Consider the following 15,436-nt stretch of genomic DNA (forward strand, 5'->3'; position numbering starts at 1 on the left):
CAAAAAGCCCCGCACGGTGGCAGGGCCAGTTTGGTTGGTGTTTGGGTGCCCTCTGTTCGGCGTACGCCAGCCCGAGCGCGGGGCAAATTCAGGTGGTCCAGCCCACGGCGACAGGCACACGCCAGTCGGTATCTGTTGGGTATCCGCCAAGCACCTGCGAAAGCTTGATCGTCAGATCGCCCAATGGTCCCTTGCGAAAATGCTGCTTCACGGCCTCGGCCAGTTCGTCAGCCTGGAAGCTGTAGGCGTCCTTTTTGTGCACGACCAGCACAACAACCCGCCCCGAACTGGTCTCGCATGTTCCGGTAAGTGTGGGGTCAATTGTTCTGCGGCTGGCCATTTGCAACAGCAGATATGGCGGCTCGGGCAGCGGCGAAAGCTTCTTGTTCGGCCATCCAACAGGCGGGCAGTCCGGCAAGGTCAGCAGGTGCTGCGCAAGGGCGTTCAAAATCTGCGCTGGGGTCATTTTTTCAACGCCTTTGCGTGATGGTCGATGCGTTCACCGAACTTGGCGGCATTTTCCGTCGCAAAGAAGCGGCCCGGTACATCTACATCGCCGCCGTAGTCTGTGTCCTCATCACTTGCGATACGAAACCCGAACTCATGCGCCGCCGCATGTGGTGCCTGCCATTCAAATGTCTGAATGGTGCCGGGTTCGATCAAACCGACAACTTCGGGGCTTTTGCCGATATGTTGTTCATCCAAATGCAGGCTCTTGATCAGTTCGGCGGTGTCAACTGCGATCTTCCCGGTCTCGAAGGTGCCGCCGGTCTGGCTCACAGGGTCCTGTGGTGTCTGCGCCCCCTCGATCACGTCCTGCACGGCCTCATTGAGGACGTAGCGCACGTCTTCTTTGATGTTGCCAACCTCAGCAGCAAGGTATCCGGCCCAGCCAATTTTCGACATCACACGCCCCTTTTTAGCTTCACGCGATAGACAGCAGAGCAACGGCAGTTATGATTGATTATGCCGCTGCTCAGCAGTATATTTGAACTACTTTCAAAATTGTAAACAGGACCATCGTAATGGAACCGACGGACCCTACCCACAACCCGTACCGCAACACTCATCGGAGGCGGCGCGCCCACCTTCTTCCGGCTGTAGCTGAGGCCCACAAGACTGCTGAGAGTATTAACGAAATTGTCCGCGCTGTCGGGTCCACCATCCCCATTGTCAGGTCTTGCCTTTCCGACCTTGGCCTTGACGCGCCTGATGGCAAACATGCCAGTCGGAAGTGGAGTACCCAATCCAAGATTGCCCAAGAGCGCAGAGACTCCGCTAAGCCTGAAATCTTGAGGCTGTTCAACGATGGCTACGCTGTTTTGCCAATTTCTAAGCAAATCGGACTTAGCCGCACTGTCGTGAATAGATGCCTTGAAGAAATGGGAATCGAACGCCCTGACATTTCTGATGGGGCGAGGCGATCTAACGCCAAGATGACGAAAGAGGAGCGTCGCGCCAGAGCGAAGAATGCAAACGACGCCATTCGGGCCAGAGGGGCAACCAACAAGACGCGCCAATTTCAGGCGCATGACCATGAGGAGGCCATGTGCTACGTCGGCGCCGGAGAACAAACCGTTGTCGATTACCTGTTGCTCCGCGGGCTCGAGGCCATACCCCAAGCGGCGCGGCATGGCTACAACATCGACATCCTCAGTGGGAACGTGGCCGTGGAGGTTCACAACACGACTGCCTATCCTCACGGGACGACTAAACGACTCTGCCGCATCGTAGAGTTGCTCCGCGGTGGCTTCCATGTCGCATACATCCATCTCGGAAGAACTGAAACCAAACCGACCGATGCGGCCCTCGAACACCTCATCTCCTTTCTTGACTTCACCCGCAACAACCCATCCGCGCCCTGTGAGTATCGGGTGATTAGGCGTGACGGCGAGATTGATATTTCTGCCCACAGACAGTTCAACAAGTTCACCGGAATACTGATGCCTCATGGCATATTTCAGACCTAGGCGAGAGACCTTCACCCATGGCGCAAAGCAGTTTATGGTTTCGCTGATCGGCAGGTCGGTATCATGCGGGCAGCGGGCGGTGATCCCGTTCCCAAGGTCATATCGTTCGCTCAGGCTGATCACCTTGCCAGCCAGCGCAACATGATTTTCCCGATGCTCCTTTGGGAAACCCAGCTGCCATTTTCGCGTCACGTCCTCGACATCAGGGCGATCCATCACCTGCAACATCGCCTCTTCGCGGCTCTCGGCCTGTGCACGGAACGCCTGGTCCTCTGCGATCTTCTTGCCGCGATAGGCCAGCATCCGATCCTTGTACCGACCTGTGATGCGGTCGATCTGTTTTTGAGTCAGCGGTTTTCCGTCTCGGATCGCAGCCGCGACGGTCCGGTCAAACCGACGGTCCCGCAGCCTGCGGGTGAAATACCGGCGATCCAAATTCGTCAGGTCCGTCCGCGCGTTGATCACCCAATCGGTCATTTCGGAGGTCAATCCAATTATCCCGCCCTCGCGGCGGCCTGTTGCTCGGCTCATTCTGCCGGTGATGTCGAGTGCAGCGGCGCGCAGCCCACCAGATCGCGGACTTTCGATTGCATCCACCAGCGCACGGCGAACCGCCTCTTGTGTGTCTTCAACGATGCCCTGAACAAGCGCCGCGCCGTTGGCCTCCAGGTAGGCCTGTGCCCGCTGATTATAGCCGTCAAACCCCCAAGCGGCAGCAATCTGCCTTGGCAGCAATGAACGAGTATCAGCGCCCGCCGCAAAATATGTCTGCCGGATGGCTTCGCGCAGCGCAGAAAAATCCCCCTGCTCCATTCGGAACATTTCAGCAGCGTCCCCCAAGGCCCCACGGTCGAGCGCTTCAATCAACGCGCCAACATCCACACGCGCGCGCGCCTGATAGACAGCATCCAAGAACGCTGTTCGAATGATCGGCCCATACTTGTCCAGCAGCGCGGCCAGAGCGGCCCGCTGTGCGGCGGTGGTGTTTCGTGGCATTGGGGGGTGCCCCTCAGATGATAGGCGGCATTGCGCGCTTGGCAATCTCCGCTCGAACTCCCTCGATCCACGCGACAAGGATCATCGCGTCAACAAGCGAAAACTCGTCATGCGGCGTTGCCCAGGCATCCACGGCCATCCGCAGATTGCCCTGGCTCAGATGCTGGCAAATACGCCAAATATGAAAGGAGCGATACACGCGCCTATTGTTTCAGTTCGACCTCAAAAAGCAAGGCCACGCCGCCGGGGGCTACGCGGTTGACACTGGCAATCTCGTGCTTGCCGTCTGCCAATGTGATCACGTCGCCCATCAACGGTGCCTCGCCGGTTGCCGCAATCGTCAAAACCCGCGCCGTGCGTGGCACCAAAACACCTTTGTCATCCCGGCTGTGGCGCGTCTTGCTGCCTTCATCCAAGATCGTAACGTCATAGGTGTCCGGCTCGGGCTCATTGCCCATCGCCGCGTCACCCCAAGGGGTGCCCGCGTTCGGGTCAGATGCGCTCTCAGCGCCTTTGCGGGTGAGCGTGGCGATATACTCGCCCTGCCCCACAGCCTCGCCAGCCTCTGCCAGCGCCTCGGCGATCTCGGCGGCGATGTCTGTACCGCTCATACGCTCAACACCGCAGCTGCTCGGTTGATGTACAGGCGCAGCATCGCGTCAACCTTGGTACTGACCGGCGTCATAGTCTCGCCATCGGCCGAGGTCTTGTCTCCGATGACCTGCCACTTGATCCCCTTCACCTCAGTGAGAACCTTTGCCTCTCCCGGCGTGAAAGTTTTGGAAAAGAAGCCCGGCTTGCCTAGTTCAATCTTGGCAGCCTCGTAGATCGCAGCATCCACGTTGTCGCTATCCAGGTCATAGCCAGACATGAAGCGAGACACATAGCTAAATCGAATATAGTCTGTTGCCCGCACCAGCGCAGCGGCGCTATCTACATCGTCTGCGATTGTGTCCCCACGAGCTGCCGCATAGGCAATCCAGTCAGCAACAGAAACGGCCATATCAGACATCCACGAACATGACGTCGATCAACATTTTTCGAAGATCCTCAACGCCTTTGCGCTTGTCAAAGTCGACCCTGTGAGCTTCTAGCAACTCAGCCAGCTTGGGTTTTTCCATTTCGGCGACTTCCTCACGGGAAAACTGTTCGCGCGAGGATTCACTGCCCTCAGCGACGAGCCATCCATCCTTTGCCCAGGCCTGCACAACAGGGCTTTTGAAAAGGCGTTCTGCGACACTTTCTTCCAAGTCAATGCTGCCTCCGGCGGGAACAACGACATCTGGAGATAGCCCCAAATCACGGCTGATGGTGTTGTTGATCTTCATGGTTTTCACTCCTTGTAGGGTGCGAGGCCGATCGCCCGGCCCCGCGGTTGGATCAGATCCCATCGCCGTAGCTGACGGCTTTGGGCAGGCGGATATCCAGGCCACCCAGCCGGAACATGCCCGGAATGGTGAACTGGAACCCCTCGATCTGGACCGGGAAGAAGCGGTGAACCATGGGAACATGCAGCTTCAGAACATCGGGCGCTCGGCGGTAAGCCACCATGCGCGCGGTGTCCCCAGCACCTTTGGTCAGCAAACCCCGTTTGCCACGGATGGTCAGTTGCTGGCCTGTTTCAGCAGTGAAGACATTGGCTTTCTGGATGAATTCCAGAATCGTCATGCTGGTGTCCGTCAAACGGGTAGAAGCAATCGTGTTCAGGCGCTCAGTGGGCAAGATCAACGTGTTTGCCAACTCGGTTTCCTTGGTCGCGGTGACGATACCAGTCAGAAGCGAATTCACATCACGAATGATTTGGTCCGGTGTTTTGGTCGACCAAGTGGTAGTGGATCCGGTTCCATCTGCGGTCACAGATGCAGCCGGGACGCCGGTGTAGTCATAGAGGCCTTCGAAATTCTTCGAGCTGTCACCGTTGAAGGAAACGTCATAGACCATTTCTTCGTAGGCGCGGCGCGCGAGGCGGGCTTTCTCACTGTCCAGCGGAACACCCAGCAGGCGCGCTTGGTTCACTTCCTCGTAGCCGTAGCTGTAGCCGATGCCAGCCGTGTGAACGGCAGTCTCGAATTGCTCCATCTGGGCGCCCACAACGGGAACATCCTTGCCGTTGCCGTTCAGCCATTTGGCTTTACCTGCGCCGTCCATCGACAAGTAGGTGACAGACTTCACGAACTCCCCGGCGGACGTGTCGACCGGGATCAGTGAGGCATAGTCCAATTCGGGGTATTTGAATTTGTACACGCCAGCCTCGATGTGCGAGGTCTGCTTTTGCGCAAAGCCCAAAGATGCTTGCATCGCATCGTTGAACTGCTTGGTGGATTGAATATTCATTGCTCAGCCCCCTTAGCTGGCACCGGCGGTGCAGCCGCCATTGGTGTCGAAGCGAATAGCAGCAAGAGCCCCATCCGCCGCGCTCGTTTCCCAGCGCGCATTGTTGATTTTGATCGAGCCGTCCGTGCCAGCGTCAGCATTGGAAAAGGTGCCATCGGCAACCAGCACCCAGACGTCATCGCCCGCAGACACGCCACCGGCATCGGTGACAGTGACCCATAGAACGCCGCGCTGCATCACAAGCGCGCTGTCGTACTGGGCAAAGCTATCGTCGGTTGCCGACTGATCACGGACGGTGATTCCGAGGATGACATCGGTGGATGCCGACACTTCATCGCACTGGCCATCGGCGGTGCCCTGAATCACCGGGACAGCAAACCCGATCCCACCCGACGCTTCGACTTCTTTCGAAATCAGATTGTTGGGTTCAGTGTTGACGATCATACCGGCATAAGCCGCCGCCATGTTTGAAAGATAGGTCGATTGAACAGCCATCGATCAGGCCTCCTTTTTCGCGCCCATCCAAGCATTACTCAGATCGGTGATGTTGTCGGTGTAGGCCTTGTCGGCCACGGTCATGTCGGCACCACTCTGGATGCCGTCACGCACCGCAGCGGCGAACTGGTCGCCCTTGGCCGCATCTTTCGCCACGGCCTTGAACATGCCGGTGATTTCGGCATCGGACGCATCTTGCACCATGTCGTCACCCAGAACCTTGGCGACGGCTGACTTGCGCAAATCGGCATCTGAGACGTTGGCCGTCTTGATGTCTGCGTCAATCGCGCGAATCCATTTGACCGCATCGTCGGACAGACGCCCTCGGCGCAAAGTGATCTGCCAGTTATTGCGGATCACCTCGCCACCGTGCGCGCGTATGCGGTCCAAGATCATCACAGCGCGATTTCCTGCTTTTCCAATGTCTTGCGAAGCTTTTTGATTTCTTCTTTCTGGGCGTTGACCTGCCTTTGCAGGCGGGCGGCGTTGGACTGATGTTCTTTCGAGCGCCCCTCTGATTGGGCAAGGCGGCGCTGCAAGTTGCCGATGACGCGCCCCTGGTCGCCCTCCGTCAACTCTTTGATCTGCGCTTTCAGGTCGGTAATTTCACCCTTCGCCGCCCTAGCACTGGCCCTCAGCTCCGTGTTTTCTTCGCGAAGACCGATCAGCTCGTCTTCAATGCCCTCGCGTGTCAGCCCTGACAGCCCCATGCGGGCTTCTGCATTCTGATCCCCTACGGGCGCTGAATCTTGACGACTTTCAGGCCGCATTTCCTCCAGAGCGGCGGCAGGTTGTCCCTGCCCTTGTGCCTTGGGCTTCTCGGCTGCCTTGCCAATATTGGCTGTGTTCTGCTGGTATGTGGTGCCATTGCGCTCGACGGTGCGCTCCCTTTGCATCTGGTAACCGTTACCAGATAGATCAGAACGGATACTGGAAACGAATGGGTGTGACACGCCGCATCGCCGCGCAACCTCCCGATCAGACCATTGCGACCACTCCTCATCTTCTAGAAGCGTCATGACCGCGCGGCGCTTATCCGCGTTGGTGCGGCGTAGGCCATGCACTGCATTGGCGGCGCAAGAATGCAGGATTGCGCGGCGGCGGTCGCCCTGGCGAATTTCTGCGGGAATTTCCGTGCGACCGATCCGCTCCCAAGCCGCGACGCGGTAAAAGCCATCAGCCAGCCAGTAGTCCTTACCGTCAAAATAGACCGTGATTGGCGGAAATACCGTGTCGGGATCTGCCATCGCCTCGGCATATTCCGCAACGGTGACCTCGTGAATTTCAGCGCGGGACTGCGTTCCGCCATCAAGCCGGATTTTGCGAATATCTACACTCATGTTTCAAGCACCTCGATGCCTTGCGCTTGCGCCACGGCGCGGCGCACTTCGTAATCCCTGGTAGGCTTGCCTTTGCTGTCCTCGTAAACGGTGGCCCAGTTCAGGCGCTTGTCCTCGTAGACGAAATCAACGGTGAGCTTCATCTTGCGACCTGTGCGGGTCAGCAGGGGGCCGTTCCGACCTTGCAGTTCGATACCGACTTGGCGCTTGAGGTTGCGGATTTCCCCGGCCTTTTCCATGAGGCGCAACTCACCCCAACGGCGGGCTTCTTTCAGGCTGTCGAACCTGACGCCGTCCACAGTGGTTGCAATGGCACCGTACTTATTTGCCATCAGATCCGCACCTCTGGCGCAAATGGAATCTCGTCGTCAATGCCGCCAGCCCCATAGCCGCCCTGAGTCCCATATCCACCGCCCCGGCCACCAAAGCCGTTGTTTTCTTGGCTCTGACCCCGAGTCCCTTGCGGGCCGTCCAGCATCACCAGCTTGGCGTCAAAGCCCTGCAATACGATTTCGGTGGAGTAGCGATCCTGCCCAGCCTGATCCTGCCACTTGCGCGTGACCATCTTGCCGGAAATGTAGACCTTGGAGCCTTTTCGCAGGTACTGTTCAGCGACACGGATCAGTCCGTCTGAGAAGATCGCCACGGACACCCATTCAGTGCGCTCCCTTTGCTCGCCGGTGTTGCGGTCTTTCCAGCGCTCAGACACGGCCAGGCGCAGGTTGCAGACCTTGTTGCCGTTCTGAAATGAGCGAACCTCGGGATCTCGCCCCAGATTTCCGATAAATTGGCATTGGTTCAGGCTCATTTTGCCCTCCGTTGAAGCTCTTGCGTCTTCATTTCGATTGCAATTTTCTGGTGCGGCGTAAGTTCGCCGCGCTCTTCCCAGCCTGCGACCATTGCTTTAAGCACCTCTAGGTCCGTCTCGGCGGCGATCTTGTCGTCAATGGTGCGAAGCATCTTGCGCGTCATGCAGCCATCCTTCCAACAAACTCGGTCGGGCCACTGTGGCGCGCATCGAAAAGATACCAGGACACGTTGTCCTTTCCGGTCTGGTTCGTGCCCTCGATCCAGCACAGACGCCCCACAGAGACAATCTTCTGGAGCCGGGACAGATAGGGCGCAGCCTGCACCGTGTGGACCCAGTCCGCATCGAACAAAAGCCACGTCGGCAGGACGCTCGAAAAGTGCAGGATCATCGCGTGAAGGATCTCGCGCGTCCAAGGTGGATTCGTGATGATGTGAGTGGCACCGATCGACAGGATGTCCGCCCGTGTCGCCCGCAGCGCATCGACGCGAAAAACCCCCTCGGCCCCCGGCTCAATATCGCTGGCTACGAGGCATTGGGCTCCGTATCCTTGAATCTGGTGAACTAGATGGCCCTCTGCCGCGCAGGGCTCCCAGAAGCGGCAGCCCCACGCAAGATGTCTGGCGAGAGATGCACCGGCCTTAGGATCGAAGGTCAGATACTTGTCCTGCCTCCTGCGTCGGAATGAGGACCGCTTACCCATGCTGCGCCCGCTCCCTCTCTGGGTATGGCTGGATTGCCAGATCGGCGCGAATATCGGCCAGTAGTCGGGTGATAACTCCCCGCGAGACACCGGCAGCCTGCGCCGCGTCCTTTTGCACAACGCCGTGGTCCAGCATGGTCAGAATGCGAAGGTCGCGTTGGTCTCGGTCTCGTTCGTGAAGCTTTCTCATTTCTCGCCGCCCCACGGAGTTGCCGGCATAGTGACAGGTGCGGCACCGTCCACCTTGGATGTTCCTGTGGCATAGGGCACATAAACCACCGCGCGCCCGTCCTTGTCCTCACAGCGCAGCGCGGGGCGGATCTCGGGCGGCTTCGGGGTGACGGCTTTCATGATGGGCGGGCGGCCAAGAATGTCGATTTGGTGTGTCATTGGCCTGCCCGCCGTTCTTTCAGCATGGCGTCATAGGCTGCCAGTGCCCCCGCTAGCTGCTCATAGACGTCAGCGACTTCTTTGCGGGCTCGAACAATTGTCTCGGTGCTGGGCTGGCTTTCCACATGGGCGATGGCCTGAACAGCCTCGGTGCTTTCTCGCAGAACATCCAAATGGCTGGCGACCGTCATTTCAGCCCCGTGCTTTCCAACCACACGATTGCGGTAGGCGTCGAAACAGAAGTTCCCCGTTGCATCTTCAAGAGCATAGGCCCAGGCAATCGGCACCTCAGCGCGACCATTCGAGATTTTCGAAACTGTTCCGATGCTGACCGGGTGTCCGACAGTGGCAGAAATCGCAGCAGCAGCAGCCTCGACGCCGCCAACCTGCTGGACCAAGCCCTTGAACATATGGGCGAATAACTTGCTGGACATGGAAAGCCCTTTTCCTTGGAGATGTGAGGCGGCCGGCCCATGCTTGGCGCATGGAGCAGATCGGATTTTTAGGCGGCGTCAGATGGCGACTTGTTGGAGCGGAGGCGAACTGTCTTCCGAATGCGGGCATCCCCGCCCTGCACCTCAACCTCTACGGTCTCGACTCTGTCGCCCATAGTTCGCAAGATGAGGCCAATAATTCCGTACTCGTTCTTGTGGAGATCGTTCAGAATGTTGTCAGTTTCAGACATTGTAAAAATCCTCGATCAGATTCCGATTTGGAAAACACTCAAGGCGCTACCGGCGCGAATTGCAGAGTTGGAGAGGCGCGTTGCAGAGTTGGAGGGATCGCCCGCGAAACCGGGAGGAGAGCCATGCCCGTTCTGTGGGCAGCCATCACTCAGACTATCCGGAACATCCCCGTTAACTGGAGACCTGGAAGAACTGAACCAGATGGGAGGGCGGAATGAATCATGGACTTGCGCATCCTGCGGACAGACCGACACACGGGTCAAACTGCCTGGCTGATCTGCGCGCGGCGGGTAAACGCTCATGTCGAACCCTCCTCATCGCCATCACGGGCAGAGGCGAGTTCATCGTATGTGAGCGTGTAGCCACGCCTCTTTGCTGCCCGGATCATCTTTGTGTCGTACTTTGCGGGGATAGAGCCACGCTGCTTCCACGTGGCGACCGTGGTGTACGGCTTCTCAAGGTCCGCAGCGAGTTCGGCCATCGTGGGCCAGATATGAGCGATATGTTCCATAGCCCAAAGACTACGCAATCTGCGTATTATTTACAATACGCATTTTGTTCGCTGCGGCTCGCAGTTTGTTTATTTAGAATTGAACCCAGTGAGGCTTTGCTTTGATGGGGTGTGGTTTGCTTGAAGATCAGGAAGACGCGAGGGAGGCAGTTTGCGCTCGCCTAACACGGATTCGAGAACTCTCCGGCCTTAACAAAAAGGAGTTTTCATCCAGACTGGATATGTCGCCGCAAGCGTGGGGCGAGTATGAGAACGGAAAGCGCGACTTGCCGCTCTCCATTGCGAAGAAGCTCCGAAAAATTTACTCCATTCCGTTGGAGTTCACATACTTCGGGATCAGATCAGACCTTCCACACAGAATTGCGACAGAGTTGTAAGGGAGGCCCTCGGTGAAATCTGCCCAAAAGTCCAAAGGCAGTCCTGACTTTTTCCGAGCATCCTTTAGAAGCGACAATACTCGATCATCTTCCAACCGCGCGTCCACTGCCTTCATACCTCACCCCCCCTAATGTTCACCATTCGTTCACACTACAGCCCGGTCGCGAGTCAGGTCAAGGCAGCCAACCACAGCGCGCATTTAAGGCGCTGAATTAACGAGGAAGAAAATGGACCGGATCAGCCCACGGCAAAGCCAGAGAGGCTTTTGCCCAGAAGCGGAAATCGGCCTCAAACAGCCCATTCAGCAGGGGCAACTTTGACTTTCACCATTAAAGTGCATATTTGTCTGGTGTAGGTAGCAATATCTAAACTACCATGATGATACTAACTGCCGCCAGAAGCAGAATCGCAATGTGCAAACGAAAGGCAGACCCATGTCAAACACAGTACGGGTGGATCAACGCGCTTTCAATCGGGGCGTCGAGGAAGTTCTGACGTTAAGACCGATCATACGCGCAGCAAAAGTCGCAATCACCCACTCCGCCACAGCAAGCAATAACAACAATAAAGCCAAGGCTGGAACAAATATTGCAAGACGACCCAAAAAATAACCTGCCTGGAGAGCCTGGCAGGGATCCAAATTCGTCCACAAATGGCCGCGCGCTCTACGTAAAAGATCTTCACTACCATGCCACCAGCCTGACCGAACTCAGACGGCTAGCTGAAACCAACCCGGACTTGGCGGAAAAGGTGGTCGATCAAGAAGATCGTAGGCATCAGCGAGAGGATAGCAGTTTCAAGCTCGCTTTAATCGTGACAGGCTTTTTAGCAACTCTAATGCTAACCGCGTTTGTCTCGATCGCATATCTCTTTGGACTCTTTCAATCCATTGGGATGATCGTGTTCTTGTTGGCTGTCTCTCACCTGCTACGCGTCGTGTTGACGGGGGAATGGTCAGAAACCTCTTGGCTGGGCCAGTTTCTTTCCAGCGGAAAATCCGGCAAGAAAACCGACGACGAAGACTGACCGTTCGTCCCATCTATTGCAGCCAAGTAGACGCCCCGCCTCGCGCGGGGCTTTTTGGTTTCAACCATAGTCGCCATCCTCCCCCGCCTGGGCAGAGAGGTAGTATCTCGGCATTTGATCGGCATTGACGATACGTCGCTGGCGCGACCATACTCATGAAATGTCGCAATCGCCCAGCATCTTTGATTTAATCAACGCCACACTCGCCGGTGGCGCGTTCTGGCTGTCTTACCAGCGCCTCAAGGATGGCCGCAGGCGCATTCGTCCGAAGATCGCCATGAAGATGACGCCTGTGGAAGGTCACGACCTCTGGTACACGCTCACCATTGACATTAAGAACCGCGAAAGCCGCCCCATCACCCTTGAATACATCAAGGCTCCGTTCTGGTCCTGCGCCCGCTTCGTTCAGCCGAATGTCATCAGAACGCAAACTGCCCCATGGGAAGATCCAACGGAACTCGATTTCAGTGTCAATCTGACCATGTGCGCCTTCATGACCGCGCACCGCGTCCCCATTGAGATGGATGTTGCTGCAAACGGTCACGCGTCGAAATCCTTGTTCGTGCGCCGCAGTAGCCGGATCATATTTCCGATACTCCGGTGGGCCGACTCTAAGTCACACTTCAGGCTGAAAATACACACGACCTGAACGACCTGCGCCACCACCAAAGCGCCAACAATCCACCACATAGCTATCTCCTTTCTCACAGCGCCTGCACCGGCGCTCGACGCGAGCGTACTACATTGAGTCGGATAGAAATACGCAAAATGTTTATTTTTTACTTGCACACTACGCATTTTGCGTATTACGATCCCCACACACCCCGCCGAAGAGGCACCATCCCAACCCGGCCATCGCGCCAACAGGGAGCCAATCGCGGGGCAGATGAGAGGAACCAAAATGATCTACCGCGAAGAAAGTGCCGAGTTTTCCGGCGATGCTTGCAGCCTGACCGGGGTGGCCGTCTACGATGTGGCCATTGAGGACGACTACAGCGCAGACGTTGGCGGGGTTGACGGACTGTCCGTGATGGGTGTCGAGCTGCTCTACGTTGACATGGACGGCTACCGCCTGCCCGCGTCCGCCGTTGAGCAGATCATCGGAAGTTCCGCCATGGAGCGCGTTTTGGATGGTGTGGCCGAGGCTGTTCAGGAGAACATTGCCGACTACGCCATCGCCGCCGAGTAGTCGGTATGGCCTGCCCGCTCAAGCAACTCAAAGAAATCATCGAAACGCTGCAAGCCGCTACTCACGGGGGACGCAGCGTCTGCCGAGGGGTCTCCTCTCCCCCTGGCGAGCGCGGGGGTCGCACACCACCACCGACCCCCGCGCCCAAATCAACCGAAGCCCAGATTTTTGACCACATGTACGGGAGCTTTGAAGAATGACCGATCTGAACTTCCCCACCATTTCCGAGTTGCAGGCGCGCCAAGCTGAACACGAGCGCGCGGAACATGCCGAGCGCCTGTGCCTGTTTCTGGTCGCATGTCTGCGCTGGGGCTTCGTTGCCGCTGTCGGGACTGCACTGGTCCTGACGGTTTTCAAATCAATCGCCCACCACGCCGCCACAACCTGTGGCGCTTGCTGAGAGGAGACAAGGCATGAACGCCGTTACCAAGCACGAAGAACAAGCCGTCCTGCCCGCTGATCCGATGGTTTCCATGATTGAGCGGGTTGTCATGGACCCGAACGCCGACCTGGACAAGCTGGAGCGGATGCTTGCGATGAAAGAGCGTGTGGACGCTCAAAGCGCGCGCGTTGCCTTTTCTGCGGCCTTGTCTGCTGCTCGCGCTGACATCCCCCCGATCATCAAGGATGCAACGGTTGACTTCACCTCACAGAAGGGGCGCACCCACTACAGGCACGAAACGCTGGCCGGCATCGCCAAGCAGATCGACCCCATCCTGTCCAAACATGGTTTGTCCTATCGTTTCCGTACAGATCAGGGACAGGGCGGCGTTCGCGTGACCTGCATCATCGAACACGCGCACGGCCACAGCGAAGAAACTTCTCTGGCCGGTTCGCCAGACACATCAGGCAGCAAGAACAGCTTTCAGGCCGTAGGCAGCGCAGTGACCTACTTGCAGCGCTACACGCTAAAGGCTGCGCTGGGGCTGTCTGCTGAGGTTGATGACGACGGGCAAGCCGCCGCGCCGCGCCCCAAAGAGCCTGTGAAGCAACGCCCGAGCGCGTCGCGCCAGAGCACGGCCGACCAGATGATTGCAGACCTCAAACGCCACGGCGTCGGGCCTGTCACGAGCGACAAACGATTCCAGCAAGATTTGGCGAAGCTGAAAGGTGATGCGCCTGAAAAGGCGGCGCAGGTCGAGGCGGAAATCGAAACCATGAAGAAAGCGCAGAACGCCGATCTGAACGGCGATGCGATTGAGCACTGAGAGGATTGAGAATGGAACATGTTTGCGTAGTCGATATTGAGACGATCCCGGCCCAAGGTCCCGAGTCGCTGGAATCCGCGAAGGCCGCGGTAAAACCTCCGGCCAACATCAAGAAGCCCGAGAGCATCCAGAAATGGATGGATGAAAATGCCGAGAATGCCGCGAAGGAGGCTCTTGCCAAAACAAGCTTTGACCCTGCGCGCGGCCATATCTGTACGATTTCTTGGGCTATTGACGATGATGCCCCCGTGGTCGCGCACGCCGAGACGGTGGAGCAAGAGGCTGACGTGATCCGTGCCTTTTTCTCGGCGTTCCGCAGCTTCGCAAAATACACGCTTGTCGGTCACTACATTGGTGGTTTTGATATCCGCTTCATTTTGTGCCGTGCCGTTGTTCTTGGCATTGAAATCCCACGCCAGATTCCGCGCGACCCTAAGCCTTGGGACAAGAGTATGTTCGACACGATGACCGCATGGGCTGGGGCGCGCGGATCCATCCGCATGGACAATCTTGCATCTGCCCTTGGCCTTGAAGGCAAGGGGGATTTTGACGGCTCTATGGTTGCAGAGGCGTGGGCGAATGGGGAGCATCAAAAGATAGCGGACTATTGCGTCTCAGACGTCATCGCCACCCGCGATATTTACCGCAAATTCCAAGCGGTCGGTTGGTGAAATGGCCGTCCACCCCATCAAACTCGCCACAGACACGCAGCGCCACCTAGCGCACCGATATGTTGACGCGATGCCAGAAGGTGGCGTGATCCGGTTCGAGCCGGAGCCAAAGCGCAGCCTGGAGCAGAACGCCAAACTCTGGGCCATGCTGGGCGACATTTCGAAACAGGCAGAACACAACGGGATGCGCCACAGCCCGGAGACTTGGAAGGCGCTCTTCATGCACGCTTGTGGGCACGAGGTGGCCTTTCAGATGGGCCTCAACGGGGAGCCTTTCCCGGTAGGCTTCCGCTCGTCTGCAATGACTGTTTCGCAGATGTCGGACCTGATCGAATTCATATCAGCCTGGGCCGCGCAGCACGGCGTTGCTTTTACCGAAAGGGGCTTCTGATGGCTACCACACTGCCAAAGCGCCCAATCTATCGCAAAGGCCAGCGCCCCGAGAAGTCGGCCCCAATTCGGCAAGCCGCTCGCGGTCGGGACTGCTCTTTGCAGATACCAGGCATATGCACTCACGACCCAGAGCGAACAGTAGGTTGTCACCTGCGCCTCTTCGGATTTGGCGGCATGGGCATAAAGCCTGACGATCTCTTTGTTATCGACGCCTGCGACCAGTGCCATGCCGTCCTGGATAGCCGCGACAAATGGGCAAGCGCGCCTATCGGATACGAGGACATTTTGCGAGCCCTGATGGTGACGCAAGCGCGCAGCAGGGCTGATGGGCTGATTTT

The 15,436-nt window shown here is 57.5% G+C and carries 27 protein-coding genes; 9 read left to right on the plus strand and 18 right to left on the minus strand.

All coding sequences use genetic code 11. The features are described 5' to 3' along the window. Window positions 1–88: 88 nt before the first annotated feature. The 18 genes from ACP15O_RS13335 to ACP15O_RS13420 all read right to left on the minus strand — a co-directional run bounded on the left by ACP15O_RS13335 (window position 89) and on the right by ACP15O_RS13420 (window position 10,233). Window positions 89–466, minus strand: a complete 378-nt coding sequence (locus ACP15O_RS13335; protein ID WP_425096594.1) for a phage tail terminator-like protein — start codon at window positions 464–466, stop codon at window positions 89–91. Next, window positions 463–906: a hypothetical protein gene (locus tag ACP15O_RS13340; RefSeq protein ID WP_425096595.1), complete on the minus strand. Its 444-nt coding sequence runs from the start codon at window positions 904–906 to the stop codon at window positions 463–465. The genes ACP15O_RS13335 and ACP15O_RS13340 overlap by 4 nt, the downstream gene beginning before the upstream one ends. Then, on the minus strand, window positions 906–2,966 hold the full coding sequence (locus ACP15O_RS13345) for a hypothetical protein (protein ID WP_425096596.1): 2,061 nt from the start codon (window positions 2,964–2,966) through the stop codon (window positions 906–908). The genes ACP15O_RS13340 and ACP15O_RS13345 overlap by 1 nt, the downstream gene beginning before the upstream one ends. A 203-nt stretch (window positions 2,967–3,169) precedes the next feature. Next, entirely contained in the window at window positions 3,170–3,577 is a 408-nt protein-coding gene (locus tag ACP15O_RS13350) for a hypothetical protein (RefSeq protein ID WP_425096597.1), read from the minus strand. After that, window positions 3,574–3,969: a hypothetical protein gene (locus ACP15O_RS13355; protein WP_425096598.1), complete on the minus strand. Its 396-nt coding sequence runs from the start codon at window positions 3,967–3,969 to the stop codon at window positions 3,574–3,576. The genes ACP15O_RS13350 and ACP15O_RS13355 overlap by 4 nt, the downstream gene beginning before the upstream one ends. Before the next feature lies 1 nt (window position 3,970). After that, window positions 3,971–4,294 carry a hypothetical protein gene (locus ACP15O_RS13360; RefSeq protein ID WP_425096599.1) on the minus strand — a complete coding sequence of 108 codons (324 nt, stop codon included), beginning with the start codon at window positions 4,292–4,294 and terminating at the stop codon, window positions 3,971–3,973. Between the two features lie 52 nt (window positions 4,295–4,346). Further along, on the minus strand, window positions 4,347–5,300 hold the full coding sequence (locus ACP15O_RS13365) for a DUF2184 domain-containing protein (protein WP_425096600.1): 954 nt from the start codon (window positions 5,298–5,300) through the stop codon (window positions 4,347–4,349). A gap of 12 nt (window positions 5,301–5,312) precedes the next feature. Beyond that, entirely contained in the window at window positions 5,313–5,795 is a 483-nt protein-coding gene (locus ACP15O_RS13370) for a structural cement protein Gp24 (RefSeq protein ID WP_425096601.1), read from the minus strand. A gap of 3 nt (window positions 5,796–5,798) precedes the next feature. Beyond that, window positions 5,799–6,191, minus strand: coding sequence for a hypothetical protein (locus tag ACP15O_RS13375; RefSeq protein WP_425096602.1), 393 nt, complete (start codon window positions 6,189–6,191; stop codon window positions 5,799–5,801). Beyond that, a complete protein-coding gene (locus tag ACP15O_RS13380; protein WP_425096603.1) occupies window positions 6,191–7,135 on the minus strand; it encodes a ParB N-terminal domain-containing protein in 945 nt (314 codons plus the stop codon). The genes ACP15O_RS13375 and ACP15O_RS13380 overlap by 1 nt, the downstream gene beginning before the upstream one ends. After that, window positions 7,132–7,467 (minus strand): DUF1064 domain-containing protein, encoded by a 336-nt coding sequence (locus ACP15O_RS13385; RefSeq protein ID WP_425096604.1) that lies wholly within the window; start codon window positions 7,465–7,467, stop codon window positions 7,132–7,134. The genes ACP15O_RS13380 and ACP15O_RS13385 overlap by 4 nt, the downstream gene beginning before the upstream one ends. After that, complete coding sequence (gene ssb, locus ACP15O_RS13390) at window positions 7,467–7,943, minus strand: single-stranded DNA-binding protein (protein WP_425096605.1); 477 nt, start codon at window positions 7,941–7,943, stop codon at window positions 7,467–7,469. The genes ACP15O_RS13385 and ssb overlap by 1 nt, the downstream gene beginning before the upstream one ends. Beyond that, window positions 7,940–8,107: a hypothetical protein gene (locus ACP15O_RS13395; RefSeq protein WP_425096606.1), complete on the minus strand. Its 168-nt coding sequence runs from the start codon at window positions 8,105–8,107 to the stop codon at window positions 7,940–7,942. The genes ssb and ACP15O_RS13395 overlap by 4 nt, the downstream gene beginning before the upstream one ends. Further along, window positions 8,104–8,646, minus strand: coding sequence for a class I SAM-dependent methyltransferase (locus ACP15O_RS13400; protein WP_425096607.1), 543 nt, complete (start codon window positions 8,644–8,646; stop codon window positions 8,104–8,106). The genes ACP15O_RS13395 and ACP15O_RS13400 overlap by 4 nt, the downstream gene beginning before the upstream one ends. Then, on the minus strand, window positions 8,639–8,836 hold the full coding sequence (locus ACP15O_RS13405; RefSeq protein WP_425096608.1) for a hypothetical protein: 198 nt from the start codon (window positions 8,834–8,836) through the stop codon (window positions 8,639–8,641). The genes ACP15O_RS13400 and ACP15O_RS13405 overlap by 8 nt, the downstream gene beginning before the upstream one ends. Then, a complete protein-coding gene (locus ACP15O_RS13410; RefSeq protein WP_425096610.1) occupies window positions 8,833–9,036 on the minus strand; it encodes a hypothetical protein in 204 nt (67 codons plus the stop codon). The genes ACP15O_RS13405 and ACP15O_RS13410 overlap by 4 nt, the downstream gene beginning before the upstream one ends. After that, on the minus strand, window positions 9,033–9,470 hold the full coding sequence (locus ACP15O_RS13415; RefSeq protein WP_425096611.1) for a hypothetical protein: 438 nt from the start codon (window positions 9,468–9,470) through the stop codon (window positions 9,033–9,035). The genes ACP15O_RS13410 and ACP15O_RS13415 overlap by 4 nt, the downstream gene beginning before the upstream one ends. Before the next feature lie 550 nt (window positions 9,471–10,020). After that, window positions 10,021–10,233 (minus strand): carph-isopro domain-containing protein, encoded by a 213-nt coding sequence (locus ACP15O_RS13420; protein WP_425096612.1) that lies wholly within the window; start codon window positions 10,231–10,233, stop codon window positions 10,021–10,023. Between the two features lie 104 nt (window positions 10,234–10,337). Between ACP15O_RS13420 and ACP15O_RS13425 the strand changes: the two genes are divergently transcribed. The 9 genes from ACP15O_RS13425 to ACP15O_RS13465 form a co-directional block, all read left to right on the plus strand. Beyond that, entirely contained in the window at window positions 10,338–10,610 is a 273-nt protein-coding gene (locus tag ACP15O_RS13425; RefSeq protein WP_425096613.1) for a helix-turn-helix domain-containing protein, read from the plus strand. A gap of 589 nt (window positions 10,611–11,199) precedes the next feature. Further along, window positions 11,200–11,637 carry a hypothetical protein gene (locus ACP15O_RS13430; RefSeq protein WP_425096614.1) on the plus strand — a complete coding sequence of 146 codons (438 nt, stop codon included), beginning with the start codon at window positions 11,200–11,202 and terminating at the stop codon, window positions 11,635–11,637. Between the two features lie 124 nt (window positions 11,638–11,761). Then, complete coding sequence (locus ACP15O_RS13435) at window positions 11,762–12,286, plus strand: hypothetical protein (RefSeq protein WP_425096615.1); 525 nt, start codon at window positions 11,762–11,764, stop codon at window positions 12,284–12,286. A 237-nt stretch (window positions 12,287–12,523) separates the two neighbouring features. After that, window positions 12,524–12,826: a hypothetical protein gene (locus tag ACP15O_RS13440; protein WP_425096616.1), complete on the plus strand. Its 303-nt coding sequence runs from the start codon at window positions 12,524–12,526 to the stop codon at window positions 12,824–12,826. A 196-nt stretch (window positions 12,827–13,022) separates the two neighbouring features. Continuing rightward, the gene (locus tag ACP15O_RS13445; RefSeq protein ID WP_425096617.1) at window positions 13,023–13,226 is read left to right on the plus strand and encodes a hypothetical protein; all 204 of its coding nucleotides are present in this window, start codon (window positions 13,023–13,025) and stop codon (window positions 13,224–13,226) included. A gap of 13 nt (window positions 13,227–13,239) precedes the next feature. Then, window positions 13,240–14,034: an ERF family protein gene (locus ACP15O_RS13450; RefSeq protein WP_425096618.1), complete on the plus strand. Its 795-nt coding sequence runs from the start codon at window positions 13,240–13,242 to the stop codon at window positions 14,032–14,034. 11 nt (window positions 14,035–14,045) lie between these two features. Next, a complete protein-coding gene (locus tag ACP15O_RS13455; protein WP_425096619.1) occupies window positions 14,046–14,705 on the plus strand; it encodes a ribonuclease H-like domain-containing protein in 660 nt (219 codons plus the stop codon). A 1-nt stretch (window position 14,706) separates the two neighbouring features. Then, window positions 14,707–15,096, plus strand: a complete 390-nt coding sequence (locus tag ACP15O_RS13460) for a recombination protein NinB (protein WP_425096620.1) — start codon at window positions 14,707–14,709, stop codon at window positions 15,094–15,096. Then, window positions 15,096–15,436: nuclease domain-containing protein (locus ACP15O_RS13465; RefSeq protein WP_425096621.1), on the plus strand; the 341-nt coding region annotated here is incomplete at its 3' end. The genes ACP15O_RS13460 and ACP15O_RS13465, both read left to right, overlap by 1 nt.

It is taken from the genome of Youngimonas ophiurae (nom. illeg.) (assembly GCF_049803795.1).
GTDB lineage: Bacteria > Pseudomonadota > Alphaproteobacteria > Rhodobacterales > Rhodobacteraceae > Thalassobius.

Bases quoted from the DNA above. Each gene is read 5' to 3' on its own strand.
- ACP15O_RS13425 (WP_425096613.1), top strand. From the start codon at position 10,338: ATGGGGTGTGGTTTGCTTGAAGATCAGGAAGACGCGAGGGAGGCAGTT.
- ACP15O_RS13340 (WP_425096595.1), bottom strand. From the start codon at position 906: ATGTCGAAAATTGGCTGGGCCGGATACCTTGCTGCTGAGGTTGGCAAC.
- ACP15O_RS13420 (WP_425096612.1), bottom strand. From the start codon at position 10,233: ATGGAACATATCGCTCATATCTGGCCCACGATGGCCGAACTCGCTGCG.
- ACP15O_RS13375 (WP_425096602.1), bottom strand. From the start codon at position 6,191: ATGATCTTGGACCGCATACGCGCGCACGGTGGCGAGGTGATCCGCAAT.
- ACP15O_RS13450 (WP_425096618.1), top strand. From the start codon at position 13,240: ATGAACGCCGTTACCAAGCACGAAGAACAAGCCGTCCTGCCCGCTGAT.
- ACP15O_RS13355 (WP_425096598.1), bottom strand. From the start codon at position 3,969: ATGGCCGTTTCTGTTGCTGACTGGATTGCCTATGCGGCAGCTCGTGGG.
- ACP15O_RS13445 (WP_425096617.1), top strand. From the start codon at position 13,023: ATGACCGATCTGAACTTCCCCACCATTTCCGAGTTGCAGGCGCGCCAA.
- ACP15O_RS13365 (WP_425096600.1), bottom strand. From the start codon at position 5,300: ATGAATATTCAATCCACCAAGCAGTTCAACGATGCGATGCAAGCATCT.
- ACP15O_RS13400 (WP_425096607.1), bottom strand. From the start codon at position 8,646: ATGGGTAAGCGGTCCTCATTCCGACGCAGGAGGCAGGACAAGTATCTG.
- ACP15O_RS13395 (WP_425096606.1), bottom strand. From the start codon at position 8,107: ATGACGCGCAAGATGCTTCGCACCATTGACGACAAGATCGCCGCCGAG.
- ACP15O_RS13380 (WP_425096603.1), bottom strand. From the start codon at position 7,135: ATGAGTGTAGATATTCGCAAAATCCGGCTTGATGGCGGAACGCAGTCC.
- ACP15O_RS13360 (WP_425096599.1), bottom strand. From the start codon at position 4,294: ATGAAGATCAACAACACCATCAGCCGTGATTTGGGGCTATCTCCAGAT.
- ACP15O_RS13405 (WP_425096608.1), bottom strand. From the start codon at position 8,836: ATGAGAAAGCTTCACGAACGAGACCGAGACCAACGCGACCTTCGCATT.
- ACP15O_RS13345 (WP_425096596.1), bottom strand. From the start codon at position 2,966: ATGCCACGAAACACCACCGCCGCACAGCGGGCCGCTCTGGCCGCGCTG.
- ACP15O_RS13350 (WP_425096597.1), bottom strand. From the start codon at position 3,577: ATGAGCGGTACAGACATCGCCGCCGAGATCGCCGAGGCGCTGGCAGAG.
- ACP15O_RS13460 (WP_425096620.1), top strand. From the start codon at position 14,707: ATGGCCGTCCACCCCATCAAACTCGCCACAGACACGCAGCGCCACCTA.
- ACP15O_RS13440 (WP_425096616.1), top strand. From the start codon at position 12,524: ATGAGAGGAACCAAAATGATCTACCGCGAAGAAAGTGCCGAGTTTTCC.
- ACP15O_RS13415 (WP_425096611.1), bottom strand. From the start codon at position 9,470: ATGTCCAGCAAGTTATTCGCCCATATGTTCAAGGGCTTGGTCCAGCAG.
- ACP15O_RS13335 (WP_425096594.1), bottom strand. From the start codon at position 466: ATGACCCCAGCGCAGATTTTGAACGCCCTTGCGCAGCACCTGCTGACC.
- ACP15O_RS13370 (WP_425096601.1), bottom strand. From the start codon at position 5,795: ATGGCTGTTCAATCGACCTATCTTTCAAACATGGCGGCGGCTTATGCC.
- ACP15O_RS13410 (WP_425096610.1), bottom strand. From the start codon at position 9,036: ATGACACACCAAATCGACATTCTTGGCCGCCCGCCCATCATGAAAGCC.
- ACP15O_RS13385 (WP_425096604.1), bottom strand. From the start codon at position 7,467: ATGGCAAATAAGTACGGTGCCATTGCAACCACTGTGGACGGCGTCAGG.
- ssb (WP_425096605.1), bottom strand. From the start codon at position 7,943: ATGAGCCTGAACCAATGCCAATTTATCGGAAATCTGGGGCGAGATCCC.
- ACP15O_RS13455 (WP_425096619.1), top strand. From the start codon at position 14,046: ATGGAACATGTTTGCGTAGTCGATATTGAGACGATCCCGGCCCAAGGT.